This window comes from Thermodesulfobacteriota bacterium (assembly GCA_040757775.1).
GTDB lineage: Bacteria > Desulfobacterota > UBA8473 > UBA8473 > UBA8473 > UBA8473.
In genome coordinates this window covers 1-14,904 of the sequence record JBFLWQ010000039.1, presented here as the reverse complement: position 1 = coordinate 14,904, position 14,904 = coordinate 1, and the positions used below count along the sequence as shown (strand labels likewise).

At 41.5% G+C, this 14,904-nt stretch carries 15 protein-coding genes; 9 read left to right on the top strand and 6 right to left on the bottom strand.

Annotated features, from left to right (window positions below; all coding sequences use genetic code 11):
• Window positions 1-166 precede the first annotated feature (166 nt).
• From AB1401_14885 to nrdD, 4 genes are all read right to left on the bottom strand, one after another.
• Window positions 167-862, bottom strand: coding sequence for an anaerobic ribonucleoside-triphosphate reductase activating protein (locus tag AB1401_14885; protein MEW6616737.1), 696 nt, complete (start codon window positions 860-862; stop codon window positions 167-169).
• Window positions 863-942: 80 nt separating this feature from the next.
• Window positions 943-1,329 carry a response regulator gene (locus AB1401_14880; protein MEW6616736.1) on the bottom strand — a complete coding sequence of 129 codons (387 nt, stop codon included), beginning with the start codon at window positions 1,327-1,329 and terminating at the stop codon, window positions 943-945.
• Window positions 1,330-1,419: 90 nt separating this feature from the next.
• On the bottom strand, window positions 1,420-1,686 hold the full coding sequence (locus AB1401_14875; GenBank protein ID MEW6616735.1) for a thioredoxin family protein: 267 nt from the start codon (window positions 1,684-1,686) through the stop codon (window positions 1,420-1,422).
• Between the two features lie 57 nt (window positions 1,687-1,743).
• Window positions 1,744-3,885 (bottom strand): anaerobic ribonucleoside-triphosphate reductase, encoded by a 2,142-nt coding sequence (gene nrdD / locus AB1401_14870; protein ID MEW6616734.1) that lies wholly within the window; start codon window positions 3,883-3,885, stop codon window positions 1,744-1,746.
• Between the two features lie 330 nt (window positions 3,886-4,215).
• Between nrdD and AB1401_14865 the strand changes: the two genes are divergently transcribed.
• Window positions 4,216-4,755: a metallophosphoesterase family protein gene (locus AB1401_14865; protein MEW6616733.1), complete on the top strand. Its 540-nt coding sequence runs from the start codon at window positions 4,216-4,218 to the stop codon at window positions 4,753-4,755.
• Window positions 4,756-4,790: 35 nt separating this feature from the next.
• Here the strand turns inward: AB1401_14865 and AB1401_14860 are convergent, their stop codons facing one another.
• On the bottom strand, window positions 4,791-5,789 hold the full coding sequence (locus AB1401_14860) for an amidohydrolase family protein (GenBank protein MEW6616732.1): 999 nt from the start codon (window positions 5,787-5,789) through the stop codon (window positions 4,791-4,793).
• A gap of 399 nt (window positions 5,790-6,188) precedes the next feature.
• Between AB1401_14860 and AB1401_14855 the strand changes: the two genes are divergently transcribed.
• From AB1401_14855 to AB1401_14830, 6 genes are all read left to right on the top strand, one after another.
• Complete coding sequence (locus tag AB1401_14855; protein ID MEW6616731.1) at window positions 6,189-6,617, top strand: hypothetical protein; 429 nt, start codon at window positions 6,189-6,191, stop codon at window positions 6,615-6,617.
• A 2-nt stretch (window positions 6,618-6,619) separates the two neighbouring features.
• Window positions 6,620-7,468 carry an enoyl-CoA hydratase-related protein gene (locus tag AB1401_14850; protein ID MEW6616730.1) on the top strand — a complete coding sequence of 283 codons (849 nt, stop codon included), beginning with the start codon at window positions 6,620-6,622 and terminating at the stop codon, window positions 7,466-7,468.
• Window positions 7,469-7,611: 143 nt separating this feature from the next.
• A complete protein-coding gene (gene surE, locus AB1401_14845) occupies window positions 7,612-8,352 on the top strand; it encodes a 5'/3'-nucleotidase SurE (protein ID MEW6616729.1) in 741 nt (246 codons plus the stop codon).
• A 131-nt stretch (window positions 8,353-8,483) separates the two neighbouring features.
• Window positions 8,484-9,065: a YqaA family protein gene (locus AB1401_14840; protein ID MEW6616728.1), complete on the top strand. Its 582-nt coding sequence runs from the start codon at window positions 8,484-8,486 to the stop codon at window positions 9,063-9,065.
• Window positions 9,066-9,128: 63 nt separating this feature from the next.
• Window positions 9,129-9,581, top strand: a complete 453-nt coding sequence (locus tag AB1401_14835; protein MEW6616727.1) for a TIGR00725 family protein — start codon at window positions 9,129-9,131, stop codon at window positions 9,579-9,581.
• Window positions 9,582-9,587: 6 nt separating this feature from the next.
• Window positions 9,588-10,265 carry a LysM peptidoglycan-binding domain-containing M23 family metallopeptidase gene (locus AB1401_14830; GenBank protein ID MEW6616726.1) on the top strand — a complete coding sequence of 226 codons (678 nt, stop codon included), beginning with the start codon at window positions 9,588-9,590 and terminating at the stop codon, window positions 10,263-10,265.
• On the opposite strand, the gene mutL is transcribed toward AB1401_14830, so the two are convergent.
• Window positions 10,266-11,960 carry a DNA mismatch repair endonuclease MutL gene (mutL, locus tag AB1401_14825; GenBank protein MEW6616725.1) on the bottom strand — a complete coding sequence of 565 codons (1,695 nt, stop codon included), beginning with the start codon at window positions 11,958-11,960 and terminating at the stop codon, window positions 10,266-10,268.
• Window positions 11,961-12,539: 579 nt separating this feature from the next.
• On the opposite strand from mutL, the gene AB1401_14820 reads away from it, so the two are divergent.
• Both AB1401_14820 and AB1401_14815 read left to right on the top strand, forming a co-directional pair.
• On the top strand, window positions 12,540-13,793 hold the full coding sequence (locus AB1401_14820) for a 2-hydroxyacyl-CoA dehydratase family protein (GenBank protein MEW6616724.1): 1,254 nt from the start codon (window positions 12,540-12,542) through the stop codon (window positions 13,791-13,793).
• Window positions 13,794-13,796: 3 nt separating this feature from the next.
• Window positions 13,797-14,903 (top strand): 2-hydroxyacyl-CoA dehydratase family protein, encoded by a 1,107-nt coding sequence (locus AB1401_14815; protein MEW6616723.1) that lies wholly within the window; start codon window positions 13,797-13,799, stop codon window positions 14,901-14,903.
• The last annotated feature ends 1 nt before the right edge of the window (window position 14,904 follow it).

Below are 14,904 nucleotides of genomic sequence, written 5' to 3'. Positions count from 1 at the left end.
GTAGGTCCGCCGCTCGTCTTCTATCCCAGGGGAGATATTCCGACTCCAAATTTACCATTTCTCCGAGGACAGAAAAGTGGACAATTCATTTGTTACAAAAGCGGACAATTCTATTTGTTGACAACAGTCATAACAAAGAGCCATAAAAAAGAGGTAGGATTGTTGGCTATGAATTTGATGTCTGAAGAATTTTAGAAACCCTTTCCTGTATCCTTTTTAATTCCTCTTCATCATAGGGTTTTATATGCTTAAGTTCAGGATCCAGGGGGTTAGATGGGTTAAAGTTCTGGATAGTAAGCTTGCTCGGTCTAACTAGCTGCTCTGCCAATTCTATGATATCATCTTCCCCAAGTAAACCGGGAACGACGGTAACCCTGAATTCATAGGGGACTGTACCCCCTTTCAGGATAGACATACTCTCTCTTATATCCTTTAAATTGACTGGAACACCAGCGCACTTGGAATACCTAATTTCGTCTAATGGAGCTTTGACATCCATAGATATATAATCGATTAATTTATTGCTTAGTAAGTTTTTCAAGACATGGGGGTTTGTTCCATTAGTGTCGAGTTTTATGAGGAAATTTTGAGCCCTGAGCTTACGGATAAATTCCGGGAGAAAGGTATGCAGGGTAGGTTCTCCTCCTGTTATGCAGATACCATCAATCCATCCTCTAAACTTGTCCAGACGATTTAAAATATATTCTATGGAAATGCTTTCATACTTCTCAGGGGTTAACACAAGACCCTGATTATGACAGTAAGGGCAACGGAAGTTACAGTAAGGTAGGAATATTACAGAAACAATCTTGCCATGCCAGTCTATGAAGGAAGTTTCTAAAAATCCTTTAATTTGAATCAATATCTTTCCAGACTGTTTAATTGAGTTAAACTGAAAAACAGGATAAAATTTATTATAATTTTTGAAAGGGCTTTATTCTTCTAAACTGGATTCTCCCGATTTAGCCCCTTCTGAACCATGAAAGATAAATGATTAAACTTAAATGGCTTTGGAATGCAAGCAAGGACCCCTCTATTCTTAAGGTATTCTTCCATATTGATAATTGGTGATCCCGTAATAATGAGAATAGCCATTTTAAGACCCCTTTGGTAAACCCAATCGAGAAGCTCTGTTCCCCCCATATCGGGCATTACAAGATCAGTAATCATTAAGTCGTAAGAGTCGGTCTGTAATTTTTTAAGAGCAGCTATCCCATCCTCGGCAGTGGCTACTGAATAACCTTCCATAGTCAGAAGGGCATAGATCATATCTCTAATGCCCTTTTCATCATCTACAACCAGAATCTTATGTGAGTTTTTCGTAGCCATTATTTATAGTATCCCGGTTTATTTACAGCCAAATTTTAAATTTTCTAACACTCTATTTTATTTAAGTATAAATGATATCTTTAATGGAATTTATTGATGTTGGTTTATGAGTTTTTGAATTTCTTGAACTGTGGGCACATCTCCTCTGAAATCAGCGATATGGTTCTCCTCTTCGTCTTCTATAATCAGGGTTGGTGTTGCCATAACACTGTAATATGCCCCTTCTGCTAATCCATCCAAAGTGTCCAGGTTATAATTTGTTACATTGACCCCCTCTTTTTTTAATATAATTCCCATATTCTTTGCAGCAGGACACTTGGGGCAATTAGATTTCCAAAATATCTTTACTGATCCCATAGATATTAATGTTCCTCCTTTCTTTTATTTTCCTTTAACTTGTAGTAAATGGAATTTTTACCGTAAGTTAATAACATCTAACTCTCTCTCCTGTAAGAAGCCATGGTTTCTGAACCGATCGTTGAGTTCTCCCATCTTACCCTTGTTCCAACTTGAGGTCTTCGTGAAATAACCCGTGATTCTTGTAATACCTTCTATCTCGAGGGAACCACAGTATATACACTTTTCGCTTAATCCTCTGGCTGTTTTGCCACAGGATATGCAGGTTGTAAACTCAGGAGAAAACGCTATCTGATCGTTTAGGGTACCTCTAAAGGTTTTTATAACAAAATTTTTCAACGACTCCTTTGATGGCTTTGCCTCACCCAGCCATATGTGGGTTAATGCCCCTGCCTCTATTAGTGGATGAAAAAGACCTTCCTTTCTGACCCGTTCAATTGGATTAACCTGTAACGAGACAGGAAGATATGTGGAATTTGTATAATAAACCTCTTCTCTTGATATGTTCCCTTTGACTATATGACCCGATTCCGGTGAATGGTATTTTAGATCCAATTTAGCAAAACGATAAGCAGTGCTTTCTGCAGGTGATTGCTCAAGAACAAATCTCATTCCGTGTTTTTTGCTTAATTTATCTGCCAATAACTTCATATGGGCGATTATTTTTAAGCCAAATTTCAAAGAAGTCTTAGAATGTTGCAATTCTTCACCTGTATGAATCTTGATCAGTTCATTCAATCCTAACATCCCAATTAAATAAGTAGCTCTATTCATTCTTAGATAGGGAGAGCCATCCTTATCCATAGTAAGTAAGGCTAAAGGGCCTTTTTCTCCAAGTGACAATAATTTTTCTATAAAAGCCTTCTTTTGGAGATGTGCCTGTACTGCCATTTCCATGAATTGAGAGATATTGGAGTACAATTTGGTATCATCTTCCTTTGCCAGATATCCCATCCTAGGTAAGTTTAAGGTTACGTTTTGAAGGGCGGTATATCTCATCTTCCAGGGTTCTTTAGCATCCTCAAGATCAGAAGTTTCCAGTTTGAAGCTTAACCGACAGCATTCCGAAATCTTGGCTGTGTTGCCTCTGTCAAATACAAAGTATGTATTTCCTTTTTCACTTGCAACATCACATATATGGTCTAGAAATGCTTCATGACCCGGTGTTTGAAAGAACTTTTCTGTAATATGGACTAAAGGCTTGGGGAAGAAGAAAGGTCTGCCAACCCCATCTCCTTCCTTAAATACGTCAAAGAGCAACCATACGAACCTCTGGGACTCTTCTAAATAGTACTTATAAGGTTTGCCGGTATAAGTACCACCGGGGCCAATAGCAGGAACATCCTCAAAATGTTTAGGAACTTCCCAGTACAGGTTGATATCTGTGAAGATTGCCTGTCCTCCACGAGCTACTGCCTGCTGGGAAAACTCAAAGATAAGCATCTGGGCTAGCTGTTTTACCTCTGCATCACTTAACCCTGTTAAATAAGGGGCAAAGAACAGATTAACAGCATCCCACCCAATAGCACCAGCAAAATGGCTTTGTAGTGCAGCAGCAAACTTCACCATATGGGCTAGCAGGACTTCTGGATGCTTTGCTGGTTTCGCTATAGAGAGTGAGTTGGGGAGGTTTAGACCAAATTTTTTTATATACTCCAGGGATTGCCCTGAACAATAAGGACGGTCAATAAACCCCAGGTCATGGATGTGTATATCTCCCCGCATATGGGCATCCCCTATCTCTTGTGAAAAGACGTTAAGCAGGGCATATTCCTTTTTAATTACTTCTGCCAAAGTTAGATTTGTAGCTTCAGGACCGTGGGGTACATTGGCATTCTCTTTGTTAGGATGGAGGATGAGCTGATCTACATCATAAAGAGGAACCCCTAAACGGGTGTGCATCCTGCGTGCCTGTTCTAAACCTCTTTCGATGAGTTTGGCATCTACCAATTCCCTTATAAGAGGGGCTGTGACAACTATGATCTTGGAATCAATAATCTGCCTTTCTACTTCTTTACTGATCTCTTCTGCAGTATCAATATCTATATAAGTTTCTCTTACCAGGGCATCTACAATTCGTTGCCTGTTCCAGCCTAAAATGTCCTCTTTAGAGGTACGAACGAATAGTGCCATATCAGTGGTTTCTTCGTCAGTTTTTGTCCTTCTATTTTTAAGATCAACCTCTTTTAAGGTATTCATAAGACGCCTCCACACGTTAGTGGTACAGGGTTTGCTCTAAGGTTTTTAGGCTGTTTATAGCTTATATTGTATGAGTTTAGATATAAACCACAATATATAGTATGTCAAGAAAAAAATACAATAAATAAACTTAATTCACAAAAAATATTTATAAAAAGATTGACCAAGAACCGACAGTCCCTTATACTCTCTCAAATAAATAAGATCAGCGCCCATTAATTCAAATATGACTACACTGCAGTAGACCCTACTGTAGCGGTTCCTCTTAGTTTGAGGTTATTATTCGGTATCCCTTTACCCTTTCTTTGTCATGAGATAAAAGGAGTAAAAATGCGTATAGGCCTAATTTCGGACACTCATATTCCGTATGATGCGAAATCACTTCCCATTCAGGTAAAGGAGATTTTCAGGGATGTAGACGTTATTTTACATGCCGGGGATATTTACTCGTCTGCAGTGCTTGATGAACTTGGGGAAATAGCTCTGGTGCTTGCGGCTAGGGGTGATGATGACTTGTCTTCGTTGAACGGCAGAGTAAAAGAAAGATACGTTCTAAACTTTGAAGGCTTTTCTTTATGGCTTATTCATGTTTTCCCCTACCCTAAGTTACACCCTCTTCTGTATTCTTCGGGTTCTTCCTCCAACCAGGAATTAGAAGGGACGCTTGGGGAAATAATACATGGACATGAAGATGTTCCTGATATCCTTGTTTTTGGTGACACTCATAAGGCTTTATTGTGTAGAACTCAAGGATTCCTTTTCATAAACCCCGGTAGTGCCACGTTCCCTAACTATACGAATGAGTTAGGAACTATTGCTATCCTCACCATTTCCCATGGAAAAGCCGAGGTGGATATTATTCAGCTATAAGGCAACTTACAACAAAAGAGGAAGCTGAAAATTTACTAAATATTGAACACCCGCATAGCATTCTCACCCATGATGAGGCGCTTCTCCCATTCTTCGAGATCCAGCTTCAGCACACCTTGAACAGCCTCAATTGGCTCATACCAGGGAAAATCACTGCCGAAAAACACTCTTTCAGCACCTAGATCTCGAATCAAAGCCGTTATGTCTTTAGGCGGCATTCCGTATCCACCAATAGCCTCGGCTATACATGCGCTCAGGTCAAAGTAAGCGTTAGGATATCCCTTTCTGGCGATAGATATGGCATCCTTATAATAGGGTTTATAAAGGTCAGGCCAATAATGACAGATCCCGGCTCCCATGTTATGGGCCATTACTACTTTAAGTCCAGGAAATCTGATGAGCAAGGCTTCGAAGTGCCGGGGGCTAGAATATTCTACTGCCTTTTTGGGATTGTCAGGATGAGGATGTGGACCACAGTGAAAGATGATTGGTATGCCTAATTCTTGACTGGCTTCATAAGCCGGAAACAGGGACTCATCAGTCGGGTAATAACGACCTATCGGGGGATGAAGCTTCAATGCTTTCGCCCCATGGCTTATGACCTTATCCAGTACCTCTGTCCTCAAAACCTCAGGGCCCATGATAGGGTCAAGAGTTATGGTAGCAAAAAGGTTGGGATTCTCTTTAGCTACTTCACAGCTCCAGGTATTGAGTCTAGCCAGCCTTTCGAGAAGTGTTCTCTGTATTTCCTCCTCTGCTTGATGACGATGTTCAGATGAAAGGTCGGGACGGAGTTTACTCAGTGCAGCATCTCTCATGTAGGCCAGAGGAATGGTATTTACCATGATGGCTTTGGAGATATTAGCCTTCTTCATGGCATTCATGGCATCATCTACAGTGCCGGAATAGGTGGTATAAGAAGGTGTCAATCCCATGGCCAGTCGGCCTGCCTCGGCACTCCGATAACAATGCAGGTGAGTATCAACAACAGGATAGTATTCTTTGGGTGGTGAACCATCTGTTGATTTAGACATGCTCTTATCTCCTAGCTTAATAAAGAGGTAATCTCTGTTCTTGATTCATCTTGGCAACTGTTGCATATGTGTGACTAATCTATTATTTGGGTACGGAAATTTAATAATAAAGTAATGTATCCGACAAGTCAAGGCAGAAAAGGTGTCAGTTATAAGAGATATTTGAAGGGAACAAAAACATTATTTTAGTCATTGACATCCACTGTGCCATTTGATAATTATTCATACTGGAAGAAGGAAATAGATAGTTTTAAAGTGGGAGGTAATTGGGCAGCACCCTTTTGAAGCATATGATTCCATAGGAGGAAAACAGTTAATAAGAAAGGGGGGGGTAGAGAGAGTCTTATAATTGCTGTTGAAGCTATATAACTAAACTGATTAACGGGAGGTAAAATAGAGATGGATATTATCTTGATTTGTCGAGATGCTTTAGAGAATTCGCTCCTTGGCAATATAGCTATGGCTATGGAAGCCAAGAAGAACGGAAGTGATGCAGGAGTTGTGTTTACACAGGAAGCTCTTGCTGCCCTCGCCGGAGGGCCTTTCCGATGGTCGCATCTGTTGGAAAACCGGGATACTAAGATAAAGGTAGCAAAGAATGCAACGGCTATGGGTATCCAAATAGCAAGCGAAAAAGACAAAAGGTGGACTGACATCCACCGTTTGCTCAAATCAGCGAAGGATGCCGGTATTTCACTTATGGCTTGTCCCTTATGGTCACAACTTTTACAAGTAGCAGGTAAGCTTCCCCCTGAAATTAGTCTTGTAGATTCTCAAACGTTATTCAAGGAAATGAACCAAGCAAAAACAATTATAGGAGGATTTTAGCCATGGCATGGTCAGAATGGGAACCCGTTACAAACATGAATCTAAAGGAGGTAGTATACCACAAGAAATACAGGGACGTAGGTGGCGGGGTAGCAAGGATAATGTTTAACCGTCCGGAAAAGATGAATGCTATGACAAACATTGGCTGGGCAGAGATAGCTGAGACTGTTTTGGAAGCAAGCAACGATAAGAATATAGGTGTAGTGGTATACACTGGTGCCGGAAATCATTTTGGTGTTGGTGGTGATATGGAATGGGAAGCCGATGGTGGTCTTCAAGGTCCAGGGGGTATGGCACTGGCGAGTGTTCCTGACTTTGATGGTGCAATTCAAAACTGCCTTAAGCCAGTTATTGCGGCTGTGAGGGGGTATTGTATTGGTGGGCATAATCATCTGGCATATCACTGTGACTTCACTATCGCTTCCGATAACGCCATTTTTGGACAGAACGGCCCCAGGGTTGCAAGCCCCGCCCACGGTTATCTTGTGGCTTCCTCGGCATATGTTTTGGGGCTAAGAAGGGCAAAGGAAATGTGGATGGTCTGCCGTCAATACACTGCCCGGCAGGCATATGAAATGGATCTGATAAATATCGTTGTTCCGGAGGCAAAGCTCGAAGAGGAAGTTGATAGATGGTGTGAGGATCTGTTGGGACTTTCGCCTACTTGCCTCCAGATTGTAAAGCAGAGCTTTAATGCTGTTGGGAATGAGATAAAGTGGACTACCGATAAGATCCTATCTCTTATTGCACCTGACTTCTTTGACAGACCAGAGGTTAAGGAGGCACATGACGCGTTCTTTAACAAGAGGACTCCAAATTTCTGGAAAGACACCAAAAAAGGTTCTAAGTAAGATAGTGTCTCTGAAAATAAAGTGGCAGGGTAGACTAGGGATGTCTACCCTGCCACTTTTCACAATGCCCCCACTTTTATTTTACAATAAAACCTGGACATCAAGAAAAAATCTGAGGGTAGAAAAAATTAGGGGATAAAAGATTGAAGATTATGGTAACAAATGATGACGGAATCAATTCTCAAGGGCTGTCAACCCTGACCGATGCTCTCAGGTCTATTGCGGAAGTATGGGCCGTGGCACCCGATAGAGAAATGAGTGCTGTCAGCCATTCTTTAACCCTACATAAACCCCTTCGTGCAAAAGAGATTGCCCCAAAATACTATTCTGTGAATGGCACCCCAACGGACTGTGTAAACCTGGGTGTTAACAGCATCTTAAAAACGAAACCTGATTTAATAGTTTCAGGAATTAATAAGGGCGGGAATCTTGGGGATGATATTGTCTACTCTGGTACTGTTGCTGCTGCCCGAGAAGGAACTATGCTCGGCATACCATCTTTTGCAATCTCCTTAGTTGCTGAGAAGGACTTTAAATTCCAAACTGCTGCCATCTTTGCTGTAAGACTGGCTGAACATCTCCTTAAAAACAAGCTTCCTAAAGGTACATTTCTCAATATAAATGTACCAAATACTGAGATAGAGGGAACATTCCCATACAGGATTACCAGACAGGGTAAAAGGTTCCACGGCGGTTCTATCGTTGAAAAGGTCGATCCCAGAGGGGAGAAGTACTACTGGTTTGGTAATAACGACCTGGGTTTCGAGGAGATAAAAGACTCTGATTCTCATGCTATTGCTCAAAACTGTATTTCGGTTACCCCACTTCGCCTGGAGCTGACAGATTACTCCTTCTTAGAAGAACTGTCCACGTGGGTTTTATAACAACAGTTGCCAATCCCTTTTTTTTGGAAGAGTTAAATAAAGAAGACAAATCTCAGGGCTCAAATAAGAGTTGTAAAATGACATCAGCATCAGTTAGTAGTTGAGAGGAGGGGATTTTCAGGTGAAAAAGAATGTTAAAAAAACTATATGATTGGGTTCTGCACTGGGCAGAGACTCCTTATGGAACCTGGGCACTCTTTATTTTAGCCTTTACTGAATCTTCTTTCTTTCCTATTCCGCCAGATGTCTTATTAATTGCTCTAGCCATCTCCATTCCCCAAAAATCATTCAAGTATGCGCTGGTATGTTCTATAGGCTCGGTTTTGGGAGGAGGGTTTGGATATCTTATAGGCCTTGAATTTATGGAATTTATAGGAAAGCCTATAATAGACTTTTACGGGGTTAATGATAAGTACCAGTATATCCAGCAGCTATACAACAGATACGATGCCTGGGCAGTCGCTGTAGCAGGATTTACTCCTATCCCGTATAAGGCATTTACCATTGCTGCAGGTGCCTTTAAAATCAACTTTTACACCTTCTTTCTGGCTTCCATTTTAAGCAGGTCAGCCAGATTCTTCATAGTCGGAGGCTTAATCTATATGTTCGGGCCATCTATAAAGTCATTTGTCGATAGATACTTCAATATCCTCGCTATAGTCTTCATGGCCCTTTTGATTCTGGGCTTCCTTGCCATTAAGTGGGTGTTCTGATAAGCATTCAGCTAACAGCGGTTAGAAATATAAAGCAAAGATATCCACCGAAAGGAGGTTCCAATGCAGATTGGAGTAATTGGGGCAGGACAGTGCTCTCCTACAGTAGAAAGAATAGCCGAGGAGGTAGGCATGGAGATCGCTAAATCCAAGGCAATCTTGATATGCGGTGGGCTGGGAGGTGTTATGGAGGCCGCTGCCAGAGGCGCCAAGCTTGAGGGGGGATTAACTATAGGGATACTGCCTGGTAATACTCCAGATGAGGCAAACCCCTATATAGATGTCTCTATTGTTACAGACTTAGGGCATGCCAGAAATGTCCTTTTAGTACGTTCTTCCGATGCCTTAATTGCAGTTGAGGGAGGCTATGGTACCCTATCAGAGATCGCCATTGCCCTTAAACTAAGAAAACCCTTAGTGGGTCTCAACACCTGGGATGTGAGCAAAGAGATTATACAGGCAAGAAATGCAAGAGAAGCCGTTTCCCACGCTATAGGATTACTATCTGCCAGTTAAGGAGCAATGATTTCATCCAAAGGGAAAAGTACAATACTCATTTTTCTGATACTTCTTGCCGCGTGTGGCAGGACCATATACGGCGTATACCACAGTGTAGAACAAGGGCAAACCCTTTGGAGGATAGCAAAAACCTATAATGCCAATATCCAGGATATAGCCGAAATAAATGATATAGATGATCCAACGAGGATTGAAATAGGCCAGAGGATATTTATCCCGGGGGCGAATAGGGTTTTAAAGGTAAGTGCCTACCCACCAGAGAAAGAGGATATCCCTGAAAAAAGTGGAATCTTTTACTATAAAGGTAGGTTTATATGGCCGGTAAAGGGAGAGATAACCTCCAGATTTGGTGTCAGAGATGTAAGGAAACACGACGGTATAGACATTGCTGCCCCAAAGGGTACACCAGTTATTGCCGCAGATGACGGGAAAGTAATATACAGCGGAGAGGGGGAAAGGGGATTAAAGGGTTATGGTAATCTGATCCTCATCAGTCATAAGGATGATTACGTAACTATCTATGCACACAATGAGTGTAATCTGGTTAAGGTAGGAGACATTGTAAAGAAAGGTCAGAAAATAGCACTAGTAGGGGATACCGGAAGGACCAACGGAGTACACCTTCACTTTGAAATACGAAAGGATAGGAAGCCCAGAAACCCTATCTTTTTTCTACCCTAATCAACATCTTTTGAACATCCTGTCTATCTCCTGATATGTTATCTTCCTCAAAATAGGCCTTCCGTGGGGGCAGTTGGTAGAAGACCCTATACTGTCCAGTTGTTGTAACAGGGTTTCAATCTCCCTGGGGCTCAGGCGCTGATTGGCTTTAATAGCCCCATGGCAGGCCATTAGAATCAGGATTTTTTCAACAGATTCCTCTAATTTGAATGACTTATCGTAAGAATAGAGTTCATCAATGATATCCAGAATGAACTGGCGATAGTTCTTATTGATTAGTATCTGTGGAACAGATTTGACCATAAAGGTATCCCCACCAAACGGCTCTACCTCCAAACCTACTTCTGATAGTTTACTGATATGTTTTTCCAAAAACCTGGCTTCCCTATAGCCCAACTCGATATGTTGAGGTACCAATAACCCCTGTGAGACAACACTGGAATTCATGTATTCCTCTTTTAGTAACTCAAAGATGACTCTCTCATGGGCTGCATGTTGGTCAACAAGGATTAATCCTTCATCGCATGAACAGAGTATATAAGTGTTGTTAACCTGACTAATTAGGATCAAAGAAGAGAAGAAAAGAGGGAGAGGGGAAGAGGAATACCTGACAGGGGACTCTGCTATTCTATGATGATGGTCTTCGACCTTTGAATCTACAGGTGGTGTCTCATAAGGAATTACCAATCTTTCTTTAATCCACGGGGCTTTCCTTAAAGTAGCCTGTAATGCCTCAACAATAAGGCCATGGACCTTCTGCTGTTCCTTAAACCGTACCTCTCTCTTAGTTGGATGGACATTTACATCAACCCAATGAACCGGCATGTTGATAAATAGGATTACTACAGGATACCTATTCTTCATTATTAATGTTCTGTATGCCTCCATAATGGCGTGATTAACTACCTTATCCCTGACAAATCGCCTGTTTACGTAAGTATAAATTGCTCTACCCGTTGAACGTGTAAAATTGGGTTGAGATATGAATCCCCTGATATCTATAGCCTCTTGTGTTAGCAATACCTCGTACAGATTCTCATAGACATCTCTGCCCAGCACCGCAGTCATTCTATTCAGAAGATTTTTGGTAATAGGTGCATTGATGATTATCTTGTCATTATGAAGGAGTTTAAAGTGTATCTCAGGATTTGCCAGGGTTGTTTGGGTAACGACGTCAACAATGTGACCTAATTCCGTATTATCTGTCTTTAGAAATTTTAATCTGGCTGGTGTATTATAAAAGAGATTGTTGACTTCAACGGTTGTCCCTTTAGGACAGCCGGCTTCAGAAACATCCTTGATCTTTCCCCCCTCAGAGTATATGCAGGTGCCAGCCAAAGAATCGTCGGGCTTCGTTGTAATCCGCATCCTTGAAACCGATCCAATACTCGGCAGTGCTTCTCCCCTGAAGCCCATTGTTTTGATTTTAAAGAGATCCTCCTCCTGAAATATCTTACTTGTAGAATGCCTTTCAATTGCCAGCAGGGCGTCATCTCCGTCCATTCCTTCACCGTCATCCAGTACCCGTATGGACCTTCTTCCCCCGGCTTTAATATCGATGATTATCTCTTTTGCACCAGCGTCGATAGAATTCTCTACCAACTCCTTAACAACTGAGGCAGGTCTCTCTACCACCTCACCCGCAGCAATCTTGTTAGCCAAGCTTTCTGATAAGATCTTAATTTTACTAGACATTGATGCCTCAAAACTGTTTGTATATGTATGCGTTATCTGATTTTTACATAAAATTATATGCAATATCAAGGAAAAAGAGAGAAATGAAAATAATGAATTGTAAAGGATTCTAGTTGGAGTACAGTAATAAAAATTTTAAGTTGATATTTTGTACTTGAAGGGGAACTTTTTTAAGATTTATTGAAATAAAGTATGGTAAGCAAGTTTGATGGACTCGTAAAAAGTCAAATTTGGAATGGCAAAGTAATCCGCCAGAGGCGGACCAGATGCAAGGTGCGCAATTCTAAGGAGTTAGGCGTACTTAGGGGTACGCCGCAACGACTAAAGGTGCAGTGCAATCCGCCTCAGGCGGACAGATGAACTTTTTACGAAGCCATCAAATTTGGAAGAATTAATATTTTATTTTTTTAGAAAAAAACTTGACAACATTTCTCAAAAGTGATAATTTTATATCATAAAGGTAAGTATTATGATTACCTTAACTATTATAGTAATAGCAACTTTATTACAAGTAATTAACTATCTAACTGTTCTTTTGAAAAAATTTCCATAAATGATTCCAGTTTCAGGAGGTGAAGCATGACAACAAAAGTAACTGCCCCAGGGAAGAAGAGTATGCAGACCACATTGGAGATAAGCAAGGCAATTAGAGCATATTATGGGGGGATAAAAGAAGCTAAGAGGGAAGGCAAACCAATAATCTGGTCTTATGGATTGATACCCAGAGAGATTTTTAATGTGATAAATGCACCGGTAATCTACCTGGAGCATCTACCAATTGTGGTTGGAATGAAACAGCTATCAGGACATTACTTGCAGATTGCCGAGGAAGAAGGATTCCCGAGAGATGTCTGCGCCTTTCACAGGTGTTTTCTTGGGTGCGCGGTTGCAGAGGAGAGGGACCCATACCTTGAGAAATTTTTTGCTCCGCCTGATATTATAGTAGCAAGTAACATTCCATGTATATCAGAGTCCAAGTCTTTCCTGTATGTGGCTGATCACTATGGCATTCCTTACTACTACGTTGATGCCCCTATCAACCCATGGGGTAAGTATATCCCTGGTTATGCCATTGAGTACTACGTTAATCAGTTGAAGGGTGCCATAACTTTTATGGAACAACACGGATTCAAAATGGATATGGACAAACTGAGTGAAACCGTTCGCCTTTCCAAGAGACTCGTCCAGCTCTGGAACGAGATAGACGGGTGCAGAAAGGCTGTGCCTACCCCTATGAATGCAGTTGACGGCTTCAATACCTGCTATCCACTTGTTTCACTGGCCGGTACCCAGCTTGGGGTTACCCTATATGAAAAGTTACTTGAAGAACTGAAACATAAAGTAGAAAGAAAAGAGGGGGTTCTCGATGACGAAAAGTTGAGGCTGATGTGGTTTGGAGTACCACCTGTCTATAACATGGGACTTCTCAACTACGTGGAGAAATATGGGGCTGTTGTTGTAAAGAGTATGGTAGAGTATACAGTGGGGGGAGCATACGATCCTTCTATTTTGGACCCTGAGAAACCCCTTGAGAGTCTTGCTTCTAAGGCCCTCATTGATATATTTAATCCGACATCGGAAAATATGTTGGATTTTGTTGTAAAGATTGTAAAAGACTTTCGCATCGATGGGCTAATAGGATCAGTCAAGAGGAGCTGCGGGCTTTTGCCCGGGTATATGAGATTAATTAAGGATACCGTATATAAAGAGGTTGGTGTCCCCACAACCATCTTTGATCTGGATGGGTTGGACATAAGAGAGTATGATGATGCTAACTCGAAGGCCAATCTTGATTCATTTATTGAGGCTCTGTTAGCAAGCAAGAGGAGGTAATAAATGGTAACTCTAGAGAGAATGAAAGACATCTTCGATAACCCTAAACAGATAATCGAAGAGTGGAAAACAGACGGTAAGAAGGTGGTTGGGCACAGGTGCATGTATGTCCCCGAAGAGATAATCCATGCCGCCGGCATGTTACCCTTCCCTACCTTTGGCACCCCGGAACCTATCACAAAGGCTGATTCCTACTTCCAGCCGTGTGCCTGTGAATTCGTAAGGAACCTGTTTGATCTTGCCATGGATAAGAAATTCGGGTTTCTGGACAGTATGGTGTTATGCAACACATGTGATGCGGTACGGCATCTCTACAACATGTGGGGCACTTATGTAGATTCGGTACCCTGTTATATGGTTAACAACCCTCAAAAGATGTACGATGAAGCAGGGTTTAAATTCTATCGCAGGGAGCTGGATAAATTTAAAAAGCTCATGGAAGATCTGAGCGGAAACAAAATAACAGAAGAATCCTTAAAGAAGTCAATAGAACTTTATGATGAGACTAGGAGATTACTCAAGGGGCTTAACGATTTCAGGAAGAGGGCAATTCCGCCTATTTCAGGGTCTGAGTTCTTGAGGACAGCGATGGCCTCCATGCTAATGCCCAAAGAAAAGGCCAACCCTTTATTGAGGCAGCTCATCGATGAGGTAAAAGACAGAGAGATCAAAAATGCAGATGGTCCAAGGATTTTGATTACCGGGAGCATCATAGACAACCCTACCCTCATAGAGCTGGTAGAAGATATGGGTGGTGTAGTAGTTGCTGATGATCTTTGCACCTCTGCGAAGTACTTCTGGTATGAGACAAAGCCGAATAAGGATCCGATGGATGCCATTGTCAGGTTTAACATGGAAAGAACCCTTTGTGCATGCATGCATCCATCAGAGGACAGGTACAATTATCTTAAGGAGCTTATAAGAGAGTTTAACGTTGATGGTATAATCTATTTTAACATAAAGTACTGTCATCCTTTTGTGTATGAATCAGCTATTTTCAGGAAGAGACTGGAGGAAGAAGTTTCCGTCTTAACACTGGAGGTAGACCACAGTCTTTCAGGGCTGGGGCAGTTGAAAACAAGGGTTCAGGCTTTTATAGAAATGTTGTAAA

Bases quoted from the DNA above. Each gene is read 5' to 3' on its own strand.
- AB1401_14830 (MEW6616726.1), top strand. From the start codon at position 9,588: ATGATTTCATCCAAAGGGAAAAGTACAATACTCATTTTTCTGATACTT.
- AB1401_14835 (MEW6616727.1), top strand. From the start codon at position 9,129: ATGCAGATTGGAGTAATTGGGGCAGGACAGTGCTCTCCTACAGTAGAA.
- AB1401_14850 (MEW6616730.1), top strand. From the start codon at position 6,620: ATGGCATGGTCAGAATGGGAACCCGTTACAAACATGAATCTAAAGGAG.
- AB1401_14875 (MEW6616735.1), bottom strand. From the start codon at position 1,686: ATGGGATCAGTAAAGATATTTTGGAAATCTAATTGCCCCAAGTGTCCT.
- AB1401_14860 (MEW6616732.1), bottom strand. From the start codon at position 5,789: ATGTCTAAATCAACAGATGGTTCACCACCCAAAGAATACTATCCTGTT.
- AB1401_14840 (MEW6616728.1), top strand. From the start codon at position 8,484: ATGTTAAAAAAACTATATGATTGGGTTCTGCACTGGGCAGAGACTCCT.
- mutL (MEW6616725.1), bottom strand. From the start codon at position 11,960: ATGTCTAGTAAAATTAAGATCTTATCAGAAAGCTTGGCTAACAAGATT.
- AB1401_14815 (MEW6616723.1), top strand. From the start codon at position 13,797: ATGGTAACTCTAGAGAGAATGAAAGACATCTTCGATAACCCTAAACAG.
- AB1401_14855 (MEW6616731.1), top strand. From the start codon at position 6,189: ATGGATATTATCTTGATTTGTCGAGATGCTTTAGAGAATTCGCTCCTT.
- AB1401_14865 (MEW6616733.1), top strand. From the start codon at position 4,216: ATGCGTATAGGCCTAATTTCGGACACTCATATTCCGTATGATGCGAAA.
- nrdD (MEW6616734.1), bottom strand. From the start codon at position 3,885: ATGAATACCTTAAAAGAGGTTGATCTTAAAAATAGAAGGACAAAAACT.
- AB1401_14880 (MEW6616736.1), bottom strand. From the start codon at position 1,329: ATGGCTACGAAAAACTCACATAAGATTCTGGTTGTAGATGATGAAAAG.
- AB1401_14820 (MEW6616724.1), top strand. From the start codon at position 12,540: ATGACAACAAAAGTAACTGCCCCAGGGAAGAAGAGTATGCAGACCACA.